The organism is Provencibacterium massiliense (assembly GCF_900169495.1).
Lineage (GTDB): Bacteria > Bacillota > Clostridia > Oscillospirales > Ruminococcaceae > Harryflintia > Harryflintia acetispora.
This window is the reverse complement of sequence record NZ_FWCH01000003.1, coordinates 16,520-35,667: the sequence shown is the minus strand read 5'-3', so window position 1 is coordinate 35,667 and position 19,148 is coordinate 16,520. Positions and strand designations below refer to the sequence as shown.

Annotated in this window: 20 protein-coding genes; 19 read left to right on the top strand and 1 reads right to left on the bottom strand. The window is 64.3% G+C overall.

Annotated elements, in window-relative coordinates:
* The 10 genes from B5477_RS00235 to B5477_RS00190 all read left to right on the top strand — a co-directional run.
* Window positions 1-974, top strand: a 974-nt coding sequence (locus tag B5477_RS00235; protein WP_143533514.1) for a GLUG motif-containing protein, incomplete at its 5' end; no start/stop codon positions are given.
* Between the two features lie 160 nt (window positions 975-1,134).
* Window positions 1,135-2,214, top strand: a complete 1,080-nt coding sequence (recA, locus tag B5477_RS00230) for a recombinase RecA (protein WP_079697843.1) — start codon at window positions 1,135-1,137, stop codon at window positions 2,212-2,214.
* A 53-nt stretch (window positions 2,215-2,267) separates the two neighbouring features.
* Window positions 2,268-2,891 (top strand): regulatory protein RecX, encoded by a 624-nt coding sequence (locus tag B5477_RS00225; RefSeq protein ID WP_079697842.1) that lies wholly within the window; start codon window positions 2,268-2,270, stop codon window positions 2,889-2,891.
* A gap of 132 nt (window positions 2,892-3,023) precedes the next feature.
* Complete coding sequence (rimO, locus tag B5477_RS00220; protein ID WP_079697841.1) at window positions 3,024-4,352, top strand: 30S ribosomal protein S12 methylthiotransferase RimO; 1,329 nt, start codon at window positions 3,024-3,026, stop codon at window positions 4,350-4,352.
* 22 nt (window positions 4,353-4,374) lie between these two features.
* On the top strand, window positions 4,375-4,938 hold the full coding sequence (pgsA, locus tag B5477_RS00215; RefSeq protein WP_079697840.1) for a CDP-diacylglycerol--glycerol-3-phosphate 3-phosphatidyltransferase: 564 nt from the start codon (window positions 4,375-4,377) through the stop codon (window positions 4,936-4,938).
* Between the two features lie 39 nt (window positions 4,939-4,977).
* Window positions 4,978-5,811: a PHP domain-containing protein gene (locus tag B5477_RS00210; protein WP_079697839.1), complete on the top strand. Its 834-nt coding sequence runs from the start codon at window positions 4,978-4,980 to the stop codon at window positions 5,809-5,811.
* 143 nt (window positions 5,812-5,954) lie between these two features.
* On the top strand, window positions 5,955-7,127 hold the full coding sequence (locus B5477_RS00205; protein WP_079697838.1) for an NAD(P)-dependent malic enzyme: 1,173 nt from the start codon (window positions 5,955-5,957) through the stop codon (window positions 7,125-7,127).
* 59 nt (window positions 7,128-7,186) lie between these two features.
* Window positions 7,187-7,444, top strand: a complete 258-nt coding sequence (locus B5477_RS00200; RefSeq protein ID WP_079697837.1) for a TIGR03905 family TSCPD domain-containing protein — start codon at window positions 7,187-7,189, stop codon at window positions 7,442-7,444.
* 28 nt (window positions 7,445-7,472) lie between these two features.
* On the top strand, window positions 7,473-8,111 hold the full coding sequence (locus B5477_RS00195; RefSeq protein WP_079697836.1) for a hypothetical protein: 639 nt from the start codon (window positions 7,473-7,475) through the stop codon (window positions 8,109-8,111).
* Between the two features lie 10 nt (window positions 8,112-8,121).
* Window positions 8,122-8,505, top strand: coding sequence for a ComEA family DNA-binding protein (locus tag B5477_RS00190; protein WP_079697835.1), 384 nt, complete (start codon window positions 8,122-8,124; stop codon window positions 8,503-8,505).
* Window positions 8,506-8,591: 86 nt separating this feature from the next.
* Here the strand turns inward: B5477_RS00190 and B5477_RS00185 are convergent, their stop codons facing one another.
* Window positions 8,592-9,374, bottom strand: coding sequence for an IclR family transcriptional regulator (locus tag B5477_RS00185; protein ID WP_079697834.1), 783 nt, complete (start codon window positions 9,372-9,374; stop codon window positions 8,592-8,594).
* A gap of 424 nt (window positions 9,375-9,798) precedes the next feature.
* Here B5477_RS00185 and B5477_RS00180 point away from each other — a divergent pair, with 424 nt between their 5' ends.
* From B5477_RS00180 to buk, 9 genes are read left to right on the top strand one after another with little or no spacing between them, the layout of a single operon-like run.
* Window positions 9,799-11,385, top strand: coding sequence for a sodium:solute symporter family protein (locus B5477_RS00180; protein ID WP_079697833.1), 1,587 nt, complete (start codon window positions 9,799-9,801; stop codon window positions 11,383-11,385).
* A gap of 16 nt (window positions 11,386-11,401) precedes the next feature.
* Window positions 11,402-12,595, top strand: coding sequence for a mandelate racemase/muconate lactonizing enzyme family protein (locus B5477_RS00175; protein ID WP_079697832.1), 1,194 nt, complete (start codon window positions 11,402-11,404; stop codon window positions 12,593-12,595).
* A 14-nt stretch (window positions 12,596-12,609) separates the two neighbouring features.
* Window positions 12,610-14,526: an oxidoreductase gene (locus B5477_RS00170; protein WP_079697831.1), complete on the top strand. Its 1,917-nt coding sequence runs from the start codon at window positions 12,610-12,612 to the stop codon at window positions 14,524-14,526.
* Between the two features lie 12 nt (window positions 14,527-14,538).
* Window positions 14,539-14,775 carry a 4Fe-4S dicluster domain-containing protein gene (locus tag B5477_RS00165; RefSeq protein WP_423241240.1) on the top strand — a complete coding sequence of 79 codons (237 nt, stop codon included), beginning with the start codon at window positions 14,539-14,541 and terminating at the stop codon, window positions 14,773-14,775.
* Window positions 14,776-14,788: 13 nt separating this feature from the next.
* Window positions 14,789-15,859, top strand: a complete 1,071-nt coding sequence (vorB, locus tag B5477_RS00160; protein WP_079697830.1) for a 3-methyl-2-oxobutanoate dehydrogenase subunit VorB — start codon at window positions 14,789-14,791, stop codon at window positions 15,857-15,859.
* Window positions 15,856-16,602: a thiamine pyrophosphate-dependent enzyme gene (locus B5477_RS00155; RefSeq protein WP_079697829.1), complete on the top strand. Its 747-nt coding sequence runs from the start codon at window positions 15,856-15,858 to the stop codon at window positions 16,600-16,602. The genes vorB and B5477_RS00155 overlap by 4 nt, the downstream gene beginning before the upstream one ends.
* Entirely contained in the window at window positions 16,595-17,155 is a 561-nt protein-coding gene (locus B5477_RS00150) for a 2-oxoacid:acceptor oxidoreductase family protein (protein ID WP_079697828.1), read from the top strand. Before B5477_RS00155 ends, B5477_RS00150 begins: the two co-directional genes overlap by 8 nt.
* Entirely contained in the window at window positions 17,145-18,053 is a 909-nt protein-coding gene (locus B5477_RS00145) for a bifunctional enoyl-CoA hydratase/phosphate acetyltransferase (protein WP_079697827.1), read from the top strand. Before B5477_RS00150 ends, B5477_RS00145 begins: the two co-directional genes overlap by 11 nt.
* Window positions 18,046-19,146, top strand: coding sequence for a butyrate kinase (buk, locus tag B5477_RS00140; protein ID WP_079697826.1), 1,101 nt, complete (start codon window positions 18,046-18,048; stop codon window positions 19,144-19,146). The genes B5477_RS00145 and buk overlap by 8 nt, the downstream gene beginning before the upstream one ends.
* Window positions 19,147-19,148 lie beyond the last annotated feature (2 nt).

The following is a 19,148-nucleotide window of genomic DNA, read 5'->3' as shown; positions in this document are numbered from 1 at the left end:
TCACGGTGAAGGCGGCGGCCAAGGACGGGTCGGGGGTGACGGCGAGCAAGACGGTGACGATCGAGGGGTGCGAGCATGCGCTCGCCGCCGGCGGCTACGGGGGCGGTGCGGGCACCGCCGCCAAGCCCTGGAAGGTGTCGTCGCAGGCGCAGCTGGCGCATGTGAACAGCCACCTGGCGGCGAGCTTCATCCAGACGCAGGACCTGAGCCTCACGGGCGACTGGACCCCCATCGGCGGGAACAGCCTGACTGTTTTCAGCGGCATCTACGACGGCGGCGGGCACCTGGTCAAGAACCTTTCCATCCCCAGAAGCGCGCAAGTCAACCACGCCGGGTTGTTTGGCTATATAAATTCAGCCACCATCCGCAAAATTGGGGTAACCAATTTTACGGTGAATGACAGCGGCAGCGGGCTTGCCGGAGGCATCGTCGCAAACAGCGATTCAGGGTCGCTGGTCGAGCAGTGTTATGTGGAAAACGGAACGGTGGTCGGGACCTATCACGCCGGGGGGCTGGTTGGCCAGCAGATCAACGGCGGCGAAATCCGGGACTGCTACTCGGTCGGGGCCAACGTCACGGCGCCGGCCTCAACCTCCACCGGCACCTACGACGCGGGCGCCATTGAGGGAATGTCCTTCGCCGGCAGCAAGGTGACGCGCTGCTTCGCCATCCCCGGCACCATCAGCGGCGGGGAGCGGGGAGGCATCTCGGGAGGGACCGAATACGCCACCTCCACCCCAACGACCTTCAGCCTTTGCTACTTTGCCGATGACATGGGGGTTGCCTATGCGGTGGGCCGGGGCTGGAGCGGCAGCTCCCAAATCGGAGCTTTCAACCCGCCGGGCACCGCCGGTATGGCCTCCTCCCTCTTTTCCGACGCCACCAAATTTGCCGGCTGGAACTTTGCCTCGACAGGGGCCTGGTCCATGTCTGCCGGCAGCTCCCATCCCACACTGCGCGCCTTCCCGCAATGACGGCAAAGAAACCCCGCCCCGGCGAGAGCCGGGGCGGGTGTTCCAATTTCCTGTAAAAATATCGCTCCACCCCCTTGCGCTTTGCCCCTATTGTTGGTATAATAGGAACAGTTACGAACATACATTCGCGAATGTGCGGATTCCATACGGAGGGAAAAGGATGTCGGATAAGGAAAAGGCATTGGAAACGGCTCTGGCGCAGATCGAAAAGCAGTTTGGAAAGGGCGCGGTGATGAAGCTGGGCGAGGCTCCATCGATGAACGTTGAGGCCATCCCGACCGGCTCCCTTTCGCTGGACATCGCCCTGGGGATCGGCGGGGTGCCGCGGGGCAGGATCATCGAAATCTTCGGGCCGGAGAGCTCGGGTAAGACGACGGTGGCGCTGCATATCGTGGCCGAGGCGCAGAAGGCGGGGGGCGACGCGCTCTTTATCGACGTCGAGCATGCGCTCGACCCGGTCTACGCCAAGGCGCTGGGGGTGGACATCGATTCCCTCCTGGTCTCCCAGCCGGACACCGGCGAGCAGGCGCTGGAAATCTGCGAAGCATTGGTGCGCTCAGGCGCCATCGACGTGGCCGTCATCGACTCGGTGGCCGCCATGACCACCAAGGCGGAGATCGAGGGCGAGATGGGCGACACCCACGTGGGGCTCCAGGCGCGCCTGATGAGCCAGGCGCTGCGCAAGCTGACCGGCGCCATCTCCAAGTCCAATTGTACCGCCATCTTCATCAACCAGCTGCGCGAAAAGATCGGCGTGATGTACGGCAATCCCGAGACCACCCCGGGCGGCCGGGCGCTCAAGTTCTACTCTTCGGTGCGCCTCGACGTGCGCCGGATCGAGAGCTTAAAGGTCGGCGGCGAGGTGGTGGGCAACCGCACGCGGGTCAAGGTGGTCAAGAACAAGGTCGCCCCGCCCTTCAAGGAGGCCGAGTTCGACATCATGTACGGGCAGGGCATCTCCCGCGACGGCGAGATCGTGGATGCCGCGGTCAAGCTGGACATCATCCAGAAGTCGGGCGCCTGGTTCAGCTACGGCGAGACGAGGATCGGCCAGGGGCGAGACAACGTCAAGCTCTATCTGCGGGAGAACCCCGAGTTCGCCGAGGACGTCGCGCGCCAGGTGATGGAGCGCAAGGACGAGCTGCTCGGAATGGGCAAGACCCCCAAGAAGATCAACAAAATTTCCAAGGGCCCGGTCAATGTTCAGGTCGAGGCCGACGACAAGGAAGTCAAGGCATAGAATATTCTGGGCCGCGCCGAAAGCGCGGCCTTTCCTATCGGGAGGTGAGCCGGTTGACCATCAGCGACATCCATCTGACCAAGCGCGGGCGGTTCGCCGTCTATTCGCAGGGGGAGTTCGTCTGCACGCTGAGCCCCGAGGTGTTCGCCGAAAGCGGCCTGCAAATCGGGATGGAAATCGAGCCGTCCCGCCTTTCCTCGCTGCAGTACGACAGCGAGCTGCAGGCGGCCAAGCAGAAGGCGCTGCGGCTGCTGGGCGGTCAGGACTATACCCGCAGGCAGCTCTATGAAAAGCTGCTGCGCTTTGGCGGGGACGAGTCGATCGCCGAGGCGGCGGTGTCGCGCATGGAGGAGCTGGGGTACCTGGACGACCGGGACTACGCCCTTCGCGCGGCGCGGGACATGGTGGCGCTGCGCCACTTCGGCGCGCGGCGGATCCGGCAGGAGCTCATCCGGCGCGGGATCGCGCAGGAGTATGTCGAGGAGGCTCTGGAGCAGCTGGAGAGCGACCCGCGCGAGCGGATCGCGCAGCTGATCCTGCGAAAATATGCCGACCTCTACGAGGGGGAGCGCCAGCGCGCGCGGGCCTTTAACGGGCTCATGCGGCTGGGATACGGCTTCGAGGACATCCGGTATGTGGCCGGCCATCTGGAGGAGTTCATCGAGCAGGAGGAATAAAGGGCGGGCAGACAGCATTTTCTAGGGGGTTTTGCTTGCGCTCATAGGCGAAAAATGATAGAATAAATTTGTATATTGTATTGCCGCTCCCCCTCCTTTCGCGGGGCGGGCGCGGCGGAACGGAGCGAGAAAATGCCGATCAAGGTGGGAATGGTCAGCCTGGGCTGCTCGAAAAACCAGGTGGACAGCGAAATCATGCTCTCCCTGCTCAAAAAGGGCGGGTACGAGCTCTGCGCGGACAGCGGGCTGTGCGACGTGGTCATCGTCAATACCTGCGGGTTCATCGAGGACGCGAAGAAGGAATCGATCGAGAATATATTGGAGTTCTGCACCCTGAAAAAAGAGGGGCGGATCAAGGTGATCGTGGTCACCGGGTGCCTGGCCGAGCGCTACCGCGAGGAGGTTGCCAAGGAGATCCCCGAGGCCGACGTGGTGCTGGGGATCGGCAAGAACAGTGAGATCGTCGAGGCGATCGGCCGCGCCTTAAATGGCGAGCGGGTGGTCGAGTTCGGCGACAAATACGACCTGCCGCTTTCGGGTGAGCGGATCATCAGCAACCTCCCGTTCTTCGCCTACCTCAAGGTGGCGGACGGCTGCTCAAACCGCTGCACCTACTGTGCCATCCCCTCGATCCGGGGGGATTTCCGTTCGCGCGGGATGGAGGACATTCTGGCGGAGGCGCGCTGGATGGCCGAGGGCGGGGTCAAGGAGATCAACGTGGTGGCGCAGGATACCAGCCGCTACGGCGAGGACCTCTGCGGCAAGCCCATGCTGCCCGAGCTTCTGCGTAAGCTCTGTAAAATCGACGGGATCAAATGGATCCGTCTGTTATACTTATATCCGGACCGGATCAGCGACGAGCTGATCGACGTGATCGCAAAAGAAGACAAGATCGTCAAGTACATGGACATTCCGTTGCAGCACTGCAGCGGCGAGGTGCTGCGCCGGATGAACCGGCGGGGGGACCGCGAAACCCTCACGGCGCTGCTGCAAAAAATCCGGGCGCGGATCCCCGGGGTGGTGCTGCGCACCACCCTGATCTGCGGGTTCCCGGGCGAGACGAAGGAGCAGTTCGAGGAGCTGTGCGAGTTTGTGGACGAGATCCGGTTCGAGCGTCTGGGGTGCTTCGCCTACTCGGCCGAGGAGGGGACGCCCGCCGCCTCGATGGAGGGCCAGCTCGACGAAAGCGAGAAGCTGCACCGCTGCGAGATCGTGATGGAGCAGCAGATGGGTCACGCCGAGCGCTTCAATGAGAGAATGATCGGCAGGGTGCTGGAGGTGGCGGTCGAAGGGTATGACCGGTACGCCGAGAGCTATTTCGGGCGCAGCTATATGGATGCGCCGGACATCGACACCAAGACCTTCTTCACGAGCGAGCATCCCCTGTCCATCGGGGACTTCGTACAGGTGAAGGTCGAGGACACCATCGACTATGACCTGATGGGCAGCCTGGTGGAGTAACAAAAGAGAGAGGGCCTTCATTTTGAATCTACCGAACAAACTCACCGTGCTGCGGGTGCTGCTCATCCCGGTGTTCCTGCTCTTTTTCTACTGGGACGCCCTGCCCGGGCACACGCTGCTGGCGCTGGCGGTGTTTATTATCGCTTCCCTCACCGACCTGCTCGACGGCAGGATCGCCAGGGCCCGCGGGCTGATCACCGACTTCGGAAAGTTCATGGACCCGCTGGCGGATAAGCTGCTGGTGGTCAGCGCGATCATCTGCCTGATGGGGATCGGCTGGGTGCCGCCGCTGGTGGTCATCCTGATCATCAGCCGGGAATTCCTCGTCACCTCGCTGCGCCTGGTCGCCGCGCCCAAGGGGATCGTAATAGCGGCGGACAAATGGGGAAAATATAAGACAGCGTCCCAGATGGTCTGGATCTGCGTTTCGCTCCTGCTGCTCTGGCTGCAAAAGTCGGGGATCATGGAGAATCCCGCGCCGGGGCAGGTCATCAATCTGGTGCTCATCACCCTGGTCACCGTCCTCACGGTGGTCTCGGGGGTCAACTATCTTTATAAAAACCGCGCCGTGCTGCGGGATATGTAGCGTGGCGGGGCAAACAATCTTTTACAGGGGGTGTCATGGATGACGGCGGACCTGCATTGCCACAGCCGGGTTTCGGACGGAAGCATGGGGATCGACGATATTGTGTTCTACGCCAAGCGCGCGGGGCTCTCCTTCCTTGCGCTGACCGACCATGACACCATGGCGGGGGTGACCCGCGCGGGCGTGATCGGCAAGCGCTACGGGGTGCAGGTCATTCCGGGGGTGGAGATCAGCTGCAAGGACCCGGCGACCGGGAAGAAGGTCCATCTGCTTTGCTACCTCCCCGACAAGCCCGACCGGCTGGAGGGCTTCCTCAAAAGCCTCCTGGATAAGCGGGCTGCGGCAGGGATGCAGATGATCAAAAACGTCATGCAGTACTACCCCCTCACGGTGGAGCATGTGGCCAAGTACTACAGCTCCAGCCAGTCGATCTACCGCGCGCACATCATGCACGCGCTGATCGACCTGGGGTACGACAACCAGATATACGGCGAGGTCTACCGCGCGCTCTTCGGCAAGGGCGGCAGTTGCTTCGTTCCGGTGGATTATCCGGACATCGAGAAGGGACTGCAGATCGTGCGGGAGGCGCAGGGAGTGGCGGTGATCGCCCATCCCGGCGAGACGGGGAGCTTGGAGCTTTGCGAGCGGCTGGCCGCCGAGGGGCGGATACAGGGCCTGGAGGTCTACCATCCGCACAACGACGAGGAGACCCGCGGGCGGCTGCTCACCCTCTGCCAGCGCTTCTCGCTCGTCCCGACGGGCGGCACCGACTTCCACGGCTTCTACCGGCCGCACCCCTACCCGCTGGGCAGCTTCCTCGCCCCGCCGGATGCGGTAAGCCAACTATACCAGCTCAAAGCAAAGAACGCGTAGCGTTCTTAGAATGGCTCAGGCGTTAGCCTGAGACTATGCGTAGCGTTCTTAGAATGGCTCAGGCGTTAGCCTGAGACTATGCATAGCGCTCTTGAAATGCCTCAGGCACTAGCCTGGGACTATAAATAGGGAGGACTCTAACAGTGGACATCAAGGAACGCTCGCTGCAAAAGCACAGCGAGCTGCACGGAAAGATCGAAGTGATCTCCAGGGAGCGCATCGACAGCGCCGAGGCGCTCTCCCTGCTCTACACCCCCGGAGTGGCGGCTCCGTGCCTCGCGATCGCCGAGGACGAGGAGCGCGCCTATGAGCTGACCCGCAAGCAGAATCTGGTCGCGGTGATCAGCGACGGCACGGCGGTGCTGGGGCTCGGGGACATCGGGCCGAGCGCGGCCATGCCGGTGATGGAGGGCAAATGCGCCCTCTTCAAGGAATTTGCCGGGGTGGACGCCTTCCCGCTGGTGCTGGATACCAAGGACGAGGACGAGCTGGTGCGCACCATTTATTTGCTCTCCAAGAGCTTCGGGGGGATCAATCTGGAGGACATCGCGGCTCCGCGCTGCTTCGCGGTCGAGCGCCGGCTCAAGGAGCTGTGCGACATCCCGGTCTTCCACGACGACCAGCACGGCACCGCCGTGGTGGTCGCGGCGGCGCTTCTAAATGCGCTGAAGGCTTTGGGGAAGCACAAGGGCGGGCTGCGCCTGGTGATCAACGGCGCGGGCGCTGCCGGGATCGCGATCGCAAAGCTGCTGCTCTCGATGGAGTTCGGGGACGTGGTTCTCTGCGACATAAACGGGATCATTTACGAGGGGGCCGAGGGCCTGACCGCTCCCCAGCGGGAGATGGCGAAAATCACCAACCGCGCCGGGCTGCGCGGGACGCTTTGCGACGCGGTGCGCGGCGCGGACGTCTTTGTGGGCGTCTCGCGGCCGGGACTGCTCACCGGCGAAATGGTCCGCTCGATGAACGCGGGGGCGATCGTCTTTGCGATGGCCAACCCCACCCCCGAGATCATGCCGGACGAAGCACTGGCGGCTGGTGCGGCGGTGGTCGGCACCGGGCGCAGCGACTTTAAGAACCAAATCAACAATGTCCTGGCTTTCCCGGGTATTTTCAAGGGCGCGCTGCGCTGCCGCGCGCGGGAGATCACCGAGGGGATGAAGGTGGCCGCGGCTTACGCCATCGCGGCGAGCCTGCCGGCCGGGGAGCTTTCCCCCGAGCGGATTATGCCGGACGCGTTCGATCAGCAGGTGGCCCGAAACGTGGCCGACGCGGTGGAGCGCGCGGCGCGCCTGGAAGGGGTCAGCCGCTGCTGAAAACATACCAGGGCGAACGGGCCTTACAAACTCGTGAACGCCGAAAGGAATGAACAGAAATGACGACACATATTTATAGGACAAGGGGTACCTGCTCGCGCAGCATCTCGGTCACCCTCGACGACGACATGACGGTGCGGGACGTGCAGTTCGTGGGCGGATGCCACGGCAACCTGCAAGGGGTGTCCAAGCTGGTGGAGGGGCGCAAGGCGCAGGATGTTATCAAACTGCTGGAGGGGATCCGCTGCGGGGACAAACCCACCTCCTGCCCCGATCAATTGTCAAAGGCCTTGCAGGAGGCGCTGGCAAAGAATTAGCGAGTAAAACGAGAAAGGAGGCGGGCAGATGACGGCATGGACGCTCGCGGCGCTTTTGCTGGCGCTGCTTATGGCACAGCTATGCCTCTGGCGCCGCGGGGAGGCCGGGCGCCTGGCGCTGGCGCTCTGCGCGCCGGACGACGACGTCAAAATCGCGCCCGATTATCCGTCCGCCGGGCTGCGCGCGAGGACCGACACCGGGGAGAGCGTGGCGCAGGAATACACCCGGCACAAGCTCAACGGCAACATCTTCATGGCCAACCGCCTGGGGGAGGAGCTGGCGCGCCCGCTTCTTTGCGGGGCCGGCAGCAGCCTGTTCGATGGGGTCAGCGAGGAGAACATCGGGCAGCTCTACTTCATGTACGGCTTCGCCGTGCGGGTAGCGGTCGCGCAGGGGGTGGAAAACACCATCCTGGCGGACACGGTGCGCCACAGCTTTTCCGAGACGGTGGAGGACCACAACGAGCATGTTTACGATGCGCTCAACGACAGCGTGTCGGACACCGTCTACCGCCTGTGCCTGGCGGACAACCAGTGCCTTGGCAACTGCTTTGCCAAGCTGTGCAACCACGACGGGGACAGCCGCTGGATCGAGCTGGGGATGGAAGCCTATGAGAGGTACTACCAGTTCGCGGCCGGGCTGATCGGGAAATTCGAGTTTAAGTGAGGCGCCGGCGATGAAGATGACCTGGTCGGAGACCTATCATACGCTGCTGGCCCTGGGGCTCGCCCTCACGGTGGGGGTGGTGGGCTATAACGCGGTGACGACGCCAGACCTGGACTTCGGGGCGCGGCAGCTGCATCCATATGAGCTGCCGGTGGAGCCGCAGGGCTCGCTGAGAGATACGGCACAAGCGGGGGAGAACAGAGTGAAAATTTCGATCAATACGGCGACCATCGCCGAGCTGGACACCCTTCCGGGGGTGGGCAAGGTGACGGCTCAGCTGATCATCGACTACCGCGAGCGCAACGGGAAGTTTTTGCGCAAGGAGGAGCTGCTCAACATCAAGGGGATCGGAGAGAGCGCCTTCGAGGAAATGAAGGACATGGTGAAGGTGTAAGCCTTCCCTTTTGTCCAGAGTGCGGATAAAACAAAAAAACCGGCTTCAAACCATTTCGGTTTGAAGCCGGTTTTTTTGTCCTGCGCCTATTCCTTATAGGTCAGCGGGCTGTAGCCCAGCTCGGTCGAGATCGCGGTGCCCACCGCCATCAGATCGGCGAGCATCTCCTCCTTGTGGGAGAGGATGGTCTGCTTGACCGAGGAGCAGGAGACCGCCGCGATGATCTTCCCCGACACGTCCCGGATCGGCACCCCTATGCAGGCACGCTGCAGCGCGAGCTCCTCGACCTCCATCGCATAGCCCTGGCGGCGCACCGCCTCCAGCTCCTCGAGCAGCCTCTCCTTCCCAGTAATGGTGTGTGGGGTAAGCTGCCGGAACTCGAAGCCTTCGCACCACTCGTCGAGCTGCGCGGGGTCCATGCTGGCCAGCAGCACCTTTCCGCTGGCCGAGGCATAGGCAGGCAGCAGCTGGCCAAAGACCATGTTCGGGATGAGAGAGACGTCCTGCGAGAGGATGATGATCCCGCAAAACCGGGGCTTTAAAATAATGACATTGACCTTGACCTTCCACTTGGCGTTCATGGCGAGCAGATGCTTCTCGCACGCGTAGAGGAAGGGGTATTGCAGCGGATAGAGGTTCCCCAGTCCGAAGAGCTTGTAACCCAGGTGGTATTTCCCCGTCGCCGGCTCCTTTTCCAGGTACCCGCGCGAATACAGGGAGTTGACGATCGCCTGGGCGGTGGCCCAGGAGACCGAAAGCTCCTTCCCGATTTCGGCGATATTCAGCGAGCTGTTGGGGGTGGAGAGCAGCTCCAGCAAGTCAAGCGCCCGGTCCAGGCTTTGGTTGGTGGACGTTTTTCCCTTTGGCACGTTCTAAATCCCTGCCTTCCTTCTGTCTATAGGGAAAGTATATCATTTTCCATCCGCGCGCGCAATTCATTTCCACCGGGTCCGCGACCGGTCCGGTTTTATGCGGATGTATAGAATGGACAAAAAATAACCAAATTCGTCATGGAAACAGATAAATATTGCAATTGTCATTGACTTACTATAAGATATATTATATATTAATATCAAATAAATTTGATAGTTAAATAATGTTTAGATGATATTGAGAGGAGAAGAGAATGACAATTTGGGAAAGGAGGGGCGGCATGAACCTGTCAATCTTCGGCGCGGGGATTTATCACCTGTCGGTGGTGGCGGCCATCATCATCTATGCGGCGTGGGCGCTGAAAAACCAGATCATCTAAGGGCAACGAGGTGTCAAGACACAGGAAACGGAGGATAGAACATGAGCGTATTGGGATTCCAGATCATCTTTTTTTCCTTTCTGGCGTTTTACCTGATCGCCACCTTCTGGAGTGCGCGAAAGGGGACCAGCCTGTCCGACTTTTACAACATGAGCGGGGGCGCGGGCGCCCTGCTGATCGGCGGGACCTATACCGGCACCCTGCTTTCGGCGATGGGCGTGGTCGGCTGTGTGAGCAACGGCTTCAAGTTCGGCCCGCTGACCGGGACGCTGAATTTCGTCATCCCATCCTATTTCGTGGCGATGTTCATCGGCCTCAAGCTGCGCCGGGCCAAGGGGCATGTCACCCTGGGGGACTTCTTCGGCGCGCGCTACGGCAGCCAAGGGCTTCGCGTGCTGTCCACCCTCGTCACCATCATTGCGCTGGGCGCCTACTTCCTCACCCAGATCATCGGCAGCGCCGCCATCACCGAAGCGCTGCTGGGCATCCCCTATAACCTGATGGTGGTCATCATGGTCTGCGTTTTCACCATCATCACCCTCTCCAGCGGCTCGAAGAGCGTGACCATCACCGATACCATCATGACGGTGCTGATCGTCATCTGCCTGGCGATCATCTTTGCGCCGATGGTCATCGGCAAGGTGGGGCTCGGCGCCTTCGCCGCCAAGGCCGCCGAGGGGGGAGGCTTCTTCTCGGCCACCGGCGAGGGCAACGCGGTGCCCTGGGGCTCGCTGCTCGGGATCCAGATCATGTGGGCCTTCGGCAACGCGGTGCAGCCCGCCGGGCTCTCCCGCTGCTATCTGGCCAAGGACTCCAAGACCTGGATCAAGGGGCTTTTAATCGCCACCTTTGCGGCCATCACGGTGGCCTGGCTGGTGGTCACCGCCGGGTCGGGCGTCAGCCTGGTCAACCCCGATGTCGCGCCCAACCAGGCGCTGGTCTGGGCGGCGATGAACCTGGTCAACCCGGTTATCGGCGCCATCGCCATCGCCGGGCTGTTCGCCGCCTGCCTCTCCACCGCGGACACCCAGCAGCTCACCTTAGCCATGAGCGTCTCCAAGGACCTCTACCAGGATATCGCCTGCAAGGGCAAAGAGGTGCCGGAGCGCAAGCTGCTGCTGGTCTGCCGGATCTGCATCGTGGCCTTCGGGCTGCTCGGCATGCTCTTCGCGCTCGGGCGCAGCGACCTGATTTTGGCCATCGGCAACTTCGGCGGGGCCATCTTCGGCGCGGCCTATGCCCCGGCGGTGCTCTTCGGGGTGATGTGGAAGCGCTACACCAAGGAGGGGGCCATCACCTCGATGCTCTCGGGCACCATCGTCACCACCGCCCTCTACCTGGCCGCGGTCTTCCAGGGGCTGCCCTTCGGGACCACCACCCACCTGCCCTTCGGGCTGCACCCGGTGATCTACGGGATGATCGTCTCGTTCTTAAGTGGTGTGATCGTCTCGCTGTTTACCAGGACCAGCCCCGAACAGGAGGCGTTCTTCGATGAAATTAACCCGCCCAAGGAGGTGCTGCAAACCGAAGCCAAGAGCGGCACCATCAAGGGAGCGCTCGCGGCGGCCACGGCCGGCGTTGCGGTGCTGCTGATCGTCAACATCCTCTGGGCCAACGTGCTCGCGTAGCGTAAGGAGGCAACCTATGAAAATTACCAGTGTGGACGTTTTCCTGCTAAGGCCCGCGGTTTCGCATTCCACCTATCCCAGCAAGCCGGTGATGTGCCGGATCAATACCGACGAGGGGATCAGCGGCCTGGGCGAGGCGGGGATCTTTACCGGGATCGGGGAGCACGCCGTCTTCGGCATGCTTCAGGACATGGCCCCCCTCGTGATCGGGCGGGACCCGATGGACAACGAGGTGCTCTGGGAGGAGATCAAGAACATCCTCTACGGGCATTGCAGCGGGGGCGGGGTGATCGTCTTTTCCGGGATGAGCGCCTTGGACACCGCCATGATGGATATCAAGGGCAAGGCGCTCGGGGTGCCCTGCTACAAGCTCCTGGGCGGCAAGCAAAACCAAAAGCTGCGCTGCTACGCCTCGCACATCGAATGCGGCTGGGCCGAGGATCTGGCCCCGCGCGGCAGCGCGAGGGAATACGCCGACGTCGCCGAGCGGGTGATGAACCTCGGGTATGACATGGTCAAGTGCGACTTCATCGCCTATGACCGCGACAAGCAGCCCCTCTCCCGGCGGCAGACGGCGCACGAGCTTAGCAAGCGCGCGGTGATGAAGCTCGCCGAGGAGCGGCTCTGTGCGATCCGGGAGCGCTGCGGCGAGGGGATGGAAATCCTGATCGAGAACCTCTGCCGGCTGGATATCTGCGGCTCGCTCGAGATGGACCGGCTCGCCCGGAAATACGATTGCCTGCTGATGGAGGAGTGTCTCGACCCGTTTCGCCCCGGCAATTTGAAGGTGGTGCGGGACAAGGCCGTCACCCCGCTGGCGGCGGGGGAGAAGGTGCAGACCCGTTGGGGCTACTCGAAATATTTCGAGGAGCAGACACTGCGGATCATCCAGCCCGACCTGACCAACTGCGGAGGGCTCAGCGAGACCAAGAAGGTCTGCGACATGGCCCATGTCTACGACGTCAAGGTGCAGGCGCACGCGGCGGGCACGCCCTTCGCGGTCGCGGCGGCGCTGCAGCTGGAGACGGCTATCCCGAACTTTTCGGTGCACGAGCATCTCTTCTCCAACGACCACCCGGAAATCAAATCCTACTGCAAGTACAGCTACGACCCGGTGGATGGGTATGTCAGCGTCCCCGAGCTGCCGGGGATCGGCAACGAGCTCAGTGAGCAGGCGGTCCGCGAGGCGCAGTGCCTGACCATCCGCTGAGCGGAGGGCGCGCGATGAACTGTAAGAAGCTGTTCGAGCCCTTTACACTAAACGGCATGTACCTGCGCAACCGGATCGTGATGGGCCCCATCGGGACCGGCTTTGCCGGGGAGGACCACCTGCCGACCGGGCGGATGGCCGACTACTACGGCGCGCGTGCGCAGGGGGGCGCGGGGCTGGTCATCTGCGAGCACACCATCTCCCAGCCGGTCGGCTACTGGGGGAAACGGGCGGGCGAGCTCTTTTCCGAGCGCTCGGTCGAGGGGTTCCGTAAGGTGACTGGGGCAATCCACGCGGGCGGGGCCAAGGCCTGTATCGAAATCGGGCACATGGGCCGCTGCACCAGCCCGCAAAAAAACGGCGGGCTGACCCCGGTGGCCCCCTCGGCGGTACCCTGCCATATGCTGCAGTGCCCGGTGCGCGAGATCACCGTCGGGGAGATCGAGGCGTTCAAACGCGATTACCTCGCCTGCGTCAGGCACGCTGTCGAGGCCGGGTTCGATGCGGTGGAGCTGCATTTTACCAACGGGTATTTCCTCGCACAGTTCCTCTCCGGGCGCACCAACAAGCGCACCGACCACTATGGCGGCACGCTGGAGGGACGGCTGCGCCTGCCGCTCGAGCTGATCGCCTTGATCCGGAAAGAGGTCGGGGAACGCTATCCGCTCCTGGCGCGGCTGGGGGCGCTCGAGCCCCTGGGCGGGCGGCAGATCGAGGAGAGCAAGGTGGTCGCCCGCGCATTACAGGAGGCTGGGATCGACCTGCTGGACGTCAATGCCGGCTCCTTCACCGAATATGAATGGGAATTCCCGAGCTATTACCAGCCGCAGGGCTTCAACCTGCGCGCCGTGGACGGGATCCGCAGCGCGGTGAGCATCCCCATCCTCACCGGCGGGAGGGTCACCGAGCCGCGCATGGCCGAGCAGCTCCTTTTGGAGGGACGCGCCGAGCTCGTCGGGCTTAGCCGCGGGCTGCTGGCCGACCCCTGCTGGGCGCAGAAGGCCTATGAGGGGAAGGAGGAGACCATCCGGCGCTGTGTCGGCTGCACCCGCTGCAAGGATGAAATTGCCAAGGGCAGCCTGCGCTGCTCGGTCAATCCCTTTGTGGGGCGCGAGCGGGAGCTACCGCTGACACCTGCGAAGGAGCCGGGGCGGGTGCTGGTGGTGGGCGGCGGGCCCGCCGGGCTGCAAGCGGCGCTCTGCCTGCGTTGGCGCGGCCATGAGGTCACCCTGGTGGAGCGCGAGCAGAGCCTCGGCGGGATGCTGCGCGCCGCGGCGGTTCCGCCCATGAAGTGGGAGCTGGCGTCGGTCGTCACTTCGCTGGCGGCCGAGGCCCGGGCGGCAGGGGTAAAAATCCTGCTCGGCCAGGAGGCGGACGTCCCGTTCGTGCGCGGCTTTGGGGCGGACAAGGTGCTGCTCGCCGCCGGGGCGAGGCCGATAAGGCCTCCCATCCCGGGCGCCGAAGAGGGCCGCGCGGTGTTCGCCACCGACCTGCTGCTCGGGCGCGCTTTCCCGAAGGGACGTGTCGCCGTCATCGGCGGCGGGATGATCGGCTGCGAGACGGCCGACTTCTTATCCGAATATGGGCGGGAGGTCACCGTCTTCGAGATGTCCGACGAGTGTGCAAGGGACGTCTGGTACGGGGTGCGCCTCGGGCTGATGGAGCGGCTGCGCCGCGGCGGTGTGCGGCTGGAGACAGGCGCGCGGGTGCGCTCCTGCGAGGACGGGATGGTGGTCTATTCCAAGAACGGCCGCCGGCATGCCGCGCCCTTTGACAGCGTGGTCCTCGCCGCGGGGATGGCCCCCGACACCACGCTTTGCGATGCGCTCAGGGAAGCGGGGATCGCCTGCACCATCATTGGAGATGCGGCCGGGGCCGGGAGGCTGCACGAGGCGCTGCGCTCGGCGGCCGAGGCGGCACAAAAAATTTAAGGGCGCTTCGGCGTGTTCCAACAAAAAAAGGAGGAGATGGACATGGCAACCCTCACGATCGACGGCGAGCGCTGCAAGGGCTGCGGACTCTGCATCAGGGCCTGCCCCAAGGGGCTGCTGGCCTTCTCGGGGCGGGAGATCAACCGGCAGGGGTATCATCCTGCCGCCATCGGGCGCATGGAGGCGTGTATCGCCTGCGCCTCCTGCGCGCTGACCTGCCCCGACCTGTGCATCGAGATCGAAGGATAGGAGGAGTGCTCGCATGGGAAAGAAAATTTTGATGAAGGGCAGCGAGGCGATGGCGGAAGCCGCTATCCAGGCCGGCTGCCGGCTCTACTTCGGCTACCCCATCACGCCGCAGAGCGAGCTGCCGGAATACATGGCGGCCCGGCTGCCGGGGGCGGGGGGCACATTTTTACAAGCGGAGAGCGAGCTGGCCGCGATCAACATGGTCTACGGCGCGGCGGGCACCGCGCACCGGGTGATGACCAGCTCGTCGAGCCCGGGCGTCTCGCTCATGCAGGAGGGGATCTCCTACGCCGCCGCGGCCGAGCTGCCGCTGGTGGTGATCAACGTCATGCGCGCGGGTCCCGGGCTCGGCACCATCGTGCCCTCGCAGACCGACTACTTCCAGGCCACCAGAGGCGGCGGCAACGGGGGCTACCGCACCCTGACCCTGTCCCCCGCCTCGGTGCAGGAGGCCTGCGACCTGGTAGCGCTTGCCTTTGAGCTGGCCGAGCGCTACCGCCAGCCGGTGCTGCTGCTCGGGGATGCGATGATGGCCCAGATGATGGAGCCGGTCGAGATCAAGGAGGTCCCCCCGAAGCCCTATGATATCGCTTGGGCGGCCCGCGGCTGGAAGCCGGATTGCGGGCGCGCGCGCGCGGTCATCAACCCGCGCAGCAAGCCCGGGCTGGAGGCGCGATTGCAGGAAAAGTACCGGCGGATGGCGAAGGAGGAGGTGCGCGTCGAGGAGGTGGACACCGAGGACGCCGAGTACGTCGTCGCGGCCTATGGGACCGTGGCGCGGATCGCCAAGAACGCGATCAAGACCCTGCGCGGGATGGGAATCCGGGTGGGGCTGATAAGGCCCATCACCCTCTACCCCTTCCCCTATGAGGCGTTTTCGCGCGCCGCGGCGCGCAAAACACTGCGCTCCTTCGTGGGTTTTGAAATCTCCGAGGGGCAGATGGTCGAGGATGTGCGCCTGGGGGTCGGCGGGCAGAAGCCGGTCGCGTTCCACGGCTGGTACGACCTCGAGCTGCCCACCCCGCAGCAGATGGTGGAGTTCATCCTCGCGCTGCACCGCCAGGAAGGAGGGGAGCGGCAATGAATTTTCATAAAACCCCGGTGCTGACCGGGGTGCCCTTTCACTACTGCCCGGGCTGCACCCACGGGATCATCCACCGGCTAATCGCCGAGGCAATCGAGGAGCTGGGGATTTGGGAGCGCACCATCGGGATCGGCCCGGTGGGCTGCGCGTGCTACTGCTACGACTATTTTAACCTCGATATGTACATCGCCGCCCACGGGCGGGCGCCCGCCGTCGCCACGGGGGCCAAGCGGGCCGACCCTGAGAAAATCGTCTTCACCTACCAGGGGGACGGGGACCTGGCCGCCATCGGTGCAGGAGAGATCAACCATGCGGCCATCCGGGGGGAGAAGATCACCACCTTCTTCGTCAACAACGCCATCTTCGGCATGACCGGCGGGCAGATGGCCCCCACCACCCTGATCGGCCAGAAGGCCACCACCGCGCCCTATGGGCGGGACAGCGAGACGATGGGCTGGCCGGTGCGGGTGTGCGAGATGCTCGCCACCCACGAGGGGAGCTACTATCTCGAGCGGGTGGCGCTGGACACCACCGCGCACATCCGGGCGGCCAAAAAGGCGGTCGTCAAGGCGCTGCGCTACCAGATGGAGGGCAAGGGCTTCTCGATGGTGGAGGTTCTCTCCACCTGCCCGACCAACTGGGGCAAGAGCCCGGGGGAGGCCATGGAGTGGCTGCAGCAGGAGATGATCCCCTACTATCCGCTCGGGGTCTACAAGGACAAGGGGGCGACAGAGAATGTATGAGCAGATCGTTTTCTCCGGCTTCGGCGGGCAGGGGATCCAGTCGATGTCCAAGATGCTCGCGCGCTGCGCGATGGCGGCCGGGCTGCAGGTGAGCTGGATGCCCGCCTACGGCGGGGCCATGCGGGGCGGCACCTCCAACGTGACGGTGATCGTCTCGGACGGGGAGATCGCCTCGCCCATGCCCTGCGCGGGGGAGGTCACCGCGGCGGTGGTGATGAACAACCCCTCGCTCGTAAAATTTGAAAGCTACCTGCGCCCCGGCGGGCTGCTTCTGCTCAACCGTTCGCTGATCGACCTGCGCCCCGTCCGGGGAGACGTCGAAGTGCTGGCGGTGCCGGCAAACGAGATGGCCGAGGAGCTGGGGAACGCCAGGGCGACCAATATGATCATGCTCGGCTGCCTGCTCGCGCGCACCGGGATGGTGCTGCCCTCGGTGATGGAGGGGATGATCGGCGAGTTCTTCGCCGCCAAGGAGAAACTAATCCCCCTCAACCGCGAGGCGTTCGGGCTGGGGGTTCGTTTTGTAAAGGAGGGCGGCGGCCATGACCTTTGACGACATCCTGGCGGCCGCCGCGCGGGGCGCGCCGCGCAGGGTTGCGGCGGTATCGCCCGAGGACCCGCAGACCCTCTCGGCCCTGCTGGAGGCGGAAAAGCGGGGGTTCTGCCAGCCGCTGCTGATCGGAGATCGGCAGAAAATCGAGGCCGCCGCCCGGGAGGCCGGGCTGGTGCTCGAAGGCCGCGAGATCGTCGGGGAGGGTTCCCCTGCTGCGGCCGCGCGCCGGGCGGTGGAGCTCTGCCGCGATGGGGAGGCGGACATCCTGATGAAGGGCCGGCTGCACTCCTCCATCCTGATGAAGGCGGTTTTGGACAAGGAGAGCGGCATCCGCCGCTCCAAGCTGCTTTCGATGGTGACGGTGCTGCAGTCGCCGTACTTTACGCGGCTGCTCTTCGTCACCGACGGGGCGATGGTCATCGCGCCGGGGCTAGGGGAGAAGTTGGCGATCATCGAAAACGCCGTATCCCTCGCGCGAAGGCTGGGGGTATCCTGCCCCAAGGTGGCCTGCCTTGCGGCGGTGGAGACGGTCAATCCCGCCATGCCCGCCACCCTGGACGCGTCCGCGCTCGCGCTGATGAGCCAGCGCGGGCAGATCGAGGGGTGCCTGGTGGACGGGCCGCTGGCGCTGGACAACGCCGTGAGCGCCGAGGCGGCGCGCCGCAAGGGGGTGCGCTCCCCGGTGGCGGGGGAAGCGGATGTGCTGCTCGTGCCGGACATCGAGGCGGGGAATATCCTCTTAAAAACCGCGCGGGTGCTGGGCGGCTGCCAGACGGCGGGCCTCCTGATGGGCGCGGCGGTGCCGGTGGTGATGACCAGCCGGGCGGACGGGCAGGAAAACAAGCTGCGCGCGCTGGCCTGCGCGGCCTATCAGACAGGGGGCGGGGAGAATGGGTGAAGGGGGCTTTCGGGTCCTGGCCATCGACCCCGGCTCCACCTCGACCAAGATCGGGGTCTATCAGGACGAGCATTGCCTGCTGGAGAGAAACATCCGGCACGACGAAGCGCAGCTTCGCGCCCTCACCCCCGAAAACGGGGACATGCTCCCCCAGAAGGGGATGCGCAAGGCCCTGATCCTCGAGGCGCTTCGGGAGGCGGGGATATCCCCCGCCACGCTCCACGCGGTGGCGGGCCGCGCCAGCCGCCTGCCGCCCATGCCAAGCGGCACCTATCTCGCCAACGACGATATGCTCGCCGACACCCCCTCGCCGCTGCTGCACCCGGCGCAGCTCGGGGCGGTCCTAGCGCTGGAGATCGGGGGCGAGCAGGGTATACCGGGGTTCTTCGTCGATCCGACGGTGGTGGACGAGATGAGCGAGGAGGCCCACTTCACCGGGATTGCGGGGCTGCGGCGGACCTGCATCTTCCACGCGCTCAACCAAAAGGCGGTCGCGCGGCGCTACGCCGCCGGGCGGGGAAAGCGCTACGAGGACTGCCGGCTGATCGTCGCCCACCTGGGAGGCGGGATTTCGGTCGGCGCGCACCGCTGCGGCAGGGTGGTGGACGTCACCAGCCCCAGCAATGGGGAGGGGCCCGCCTGCCCCACCCGCTCGGGGGACGTCCCCGCGGTGCCGCTGATCCGCATGTGCTTTGACGGCAAGCATACCGAGCGGGAGCTGATCGGCCTCTTTTCGGGCAGCGGTGGCATGCTGGCGCACCTCGGGACGAGCGACCTGCGCGAATGCGAGCGCCGCATGGACGAGGGGGACCGGGCGGCGGCGCGCTTCTTTTGTGGGATGGCCCATCAGATCGCGAAGGCGATCGGAGCGATGGCCGCCGCCCTCGGAGGACCGCCCGAGGCGGTCCTGCTCACCGGCGGGATGGCCCGCAGCGAGCGGCTGGTAAACAGGCTCCAAGAGCAGGTCGGATTTTTGGCCCCGGTGCTCTGCTACCCCGGGGAGGACGAGCTCCTGGCCCTGGCGCAGGGTGCGCTGCGGGTGCTGCGCGGGGAGGAGCGGGCGATCCCCTATCAAAGCGGGAAGGGAGAGTGAGC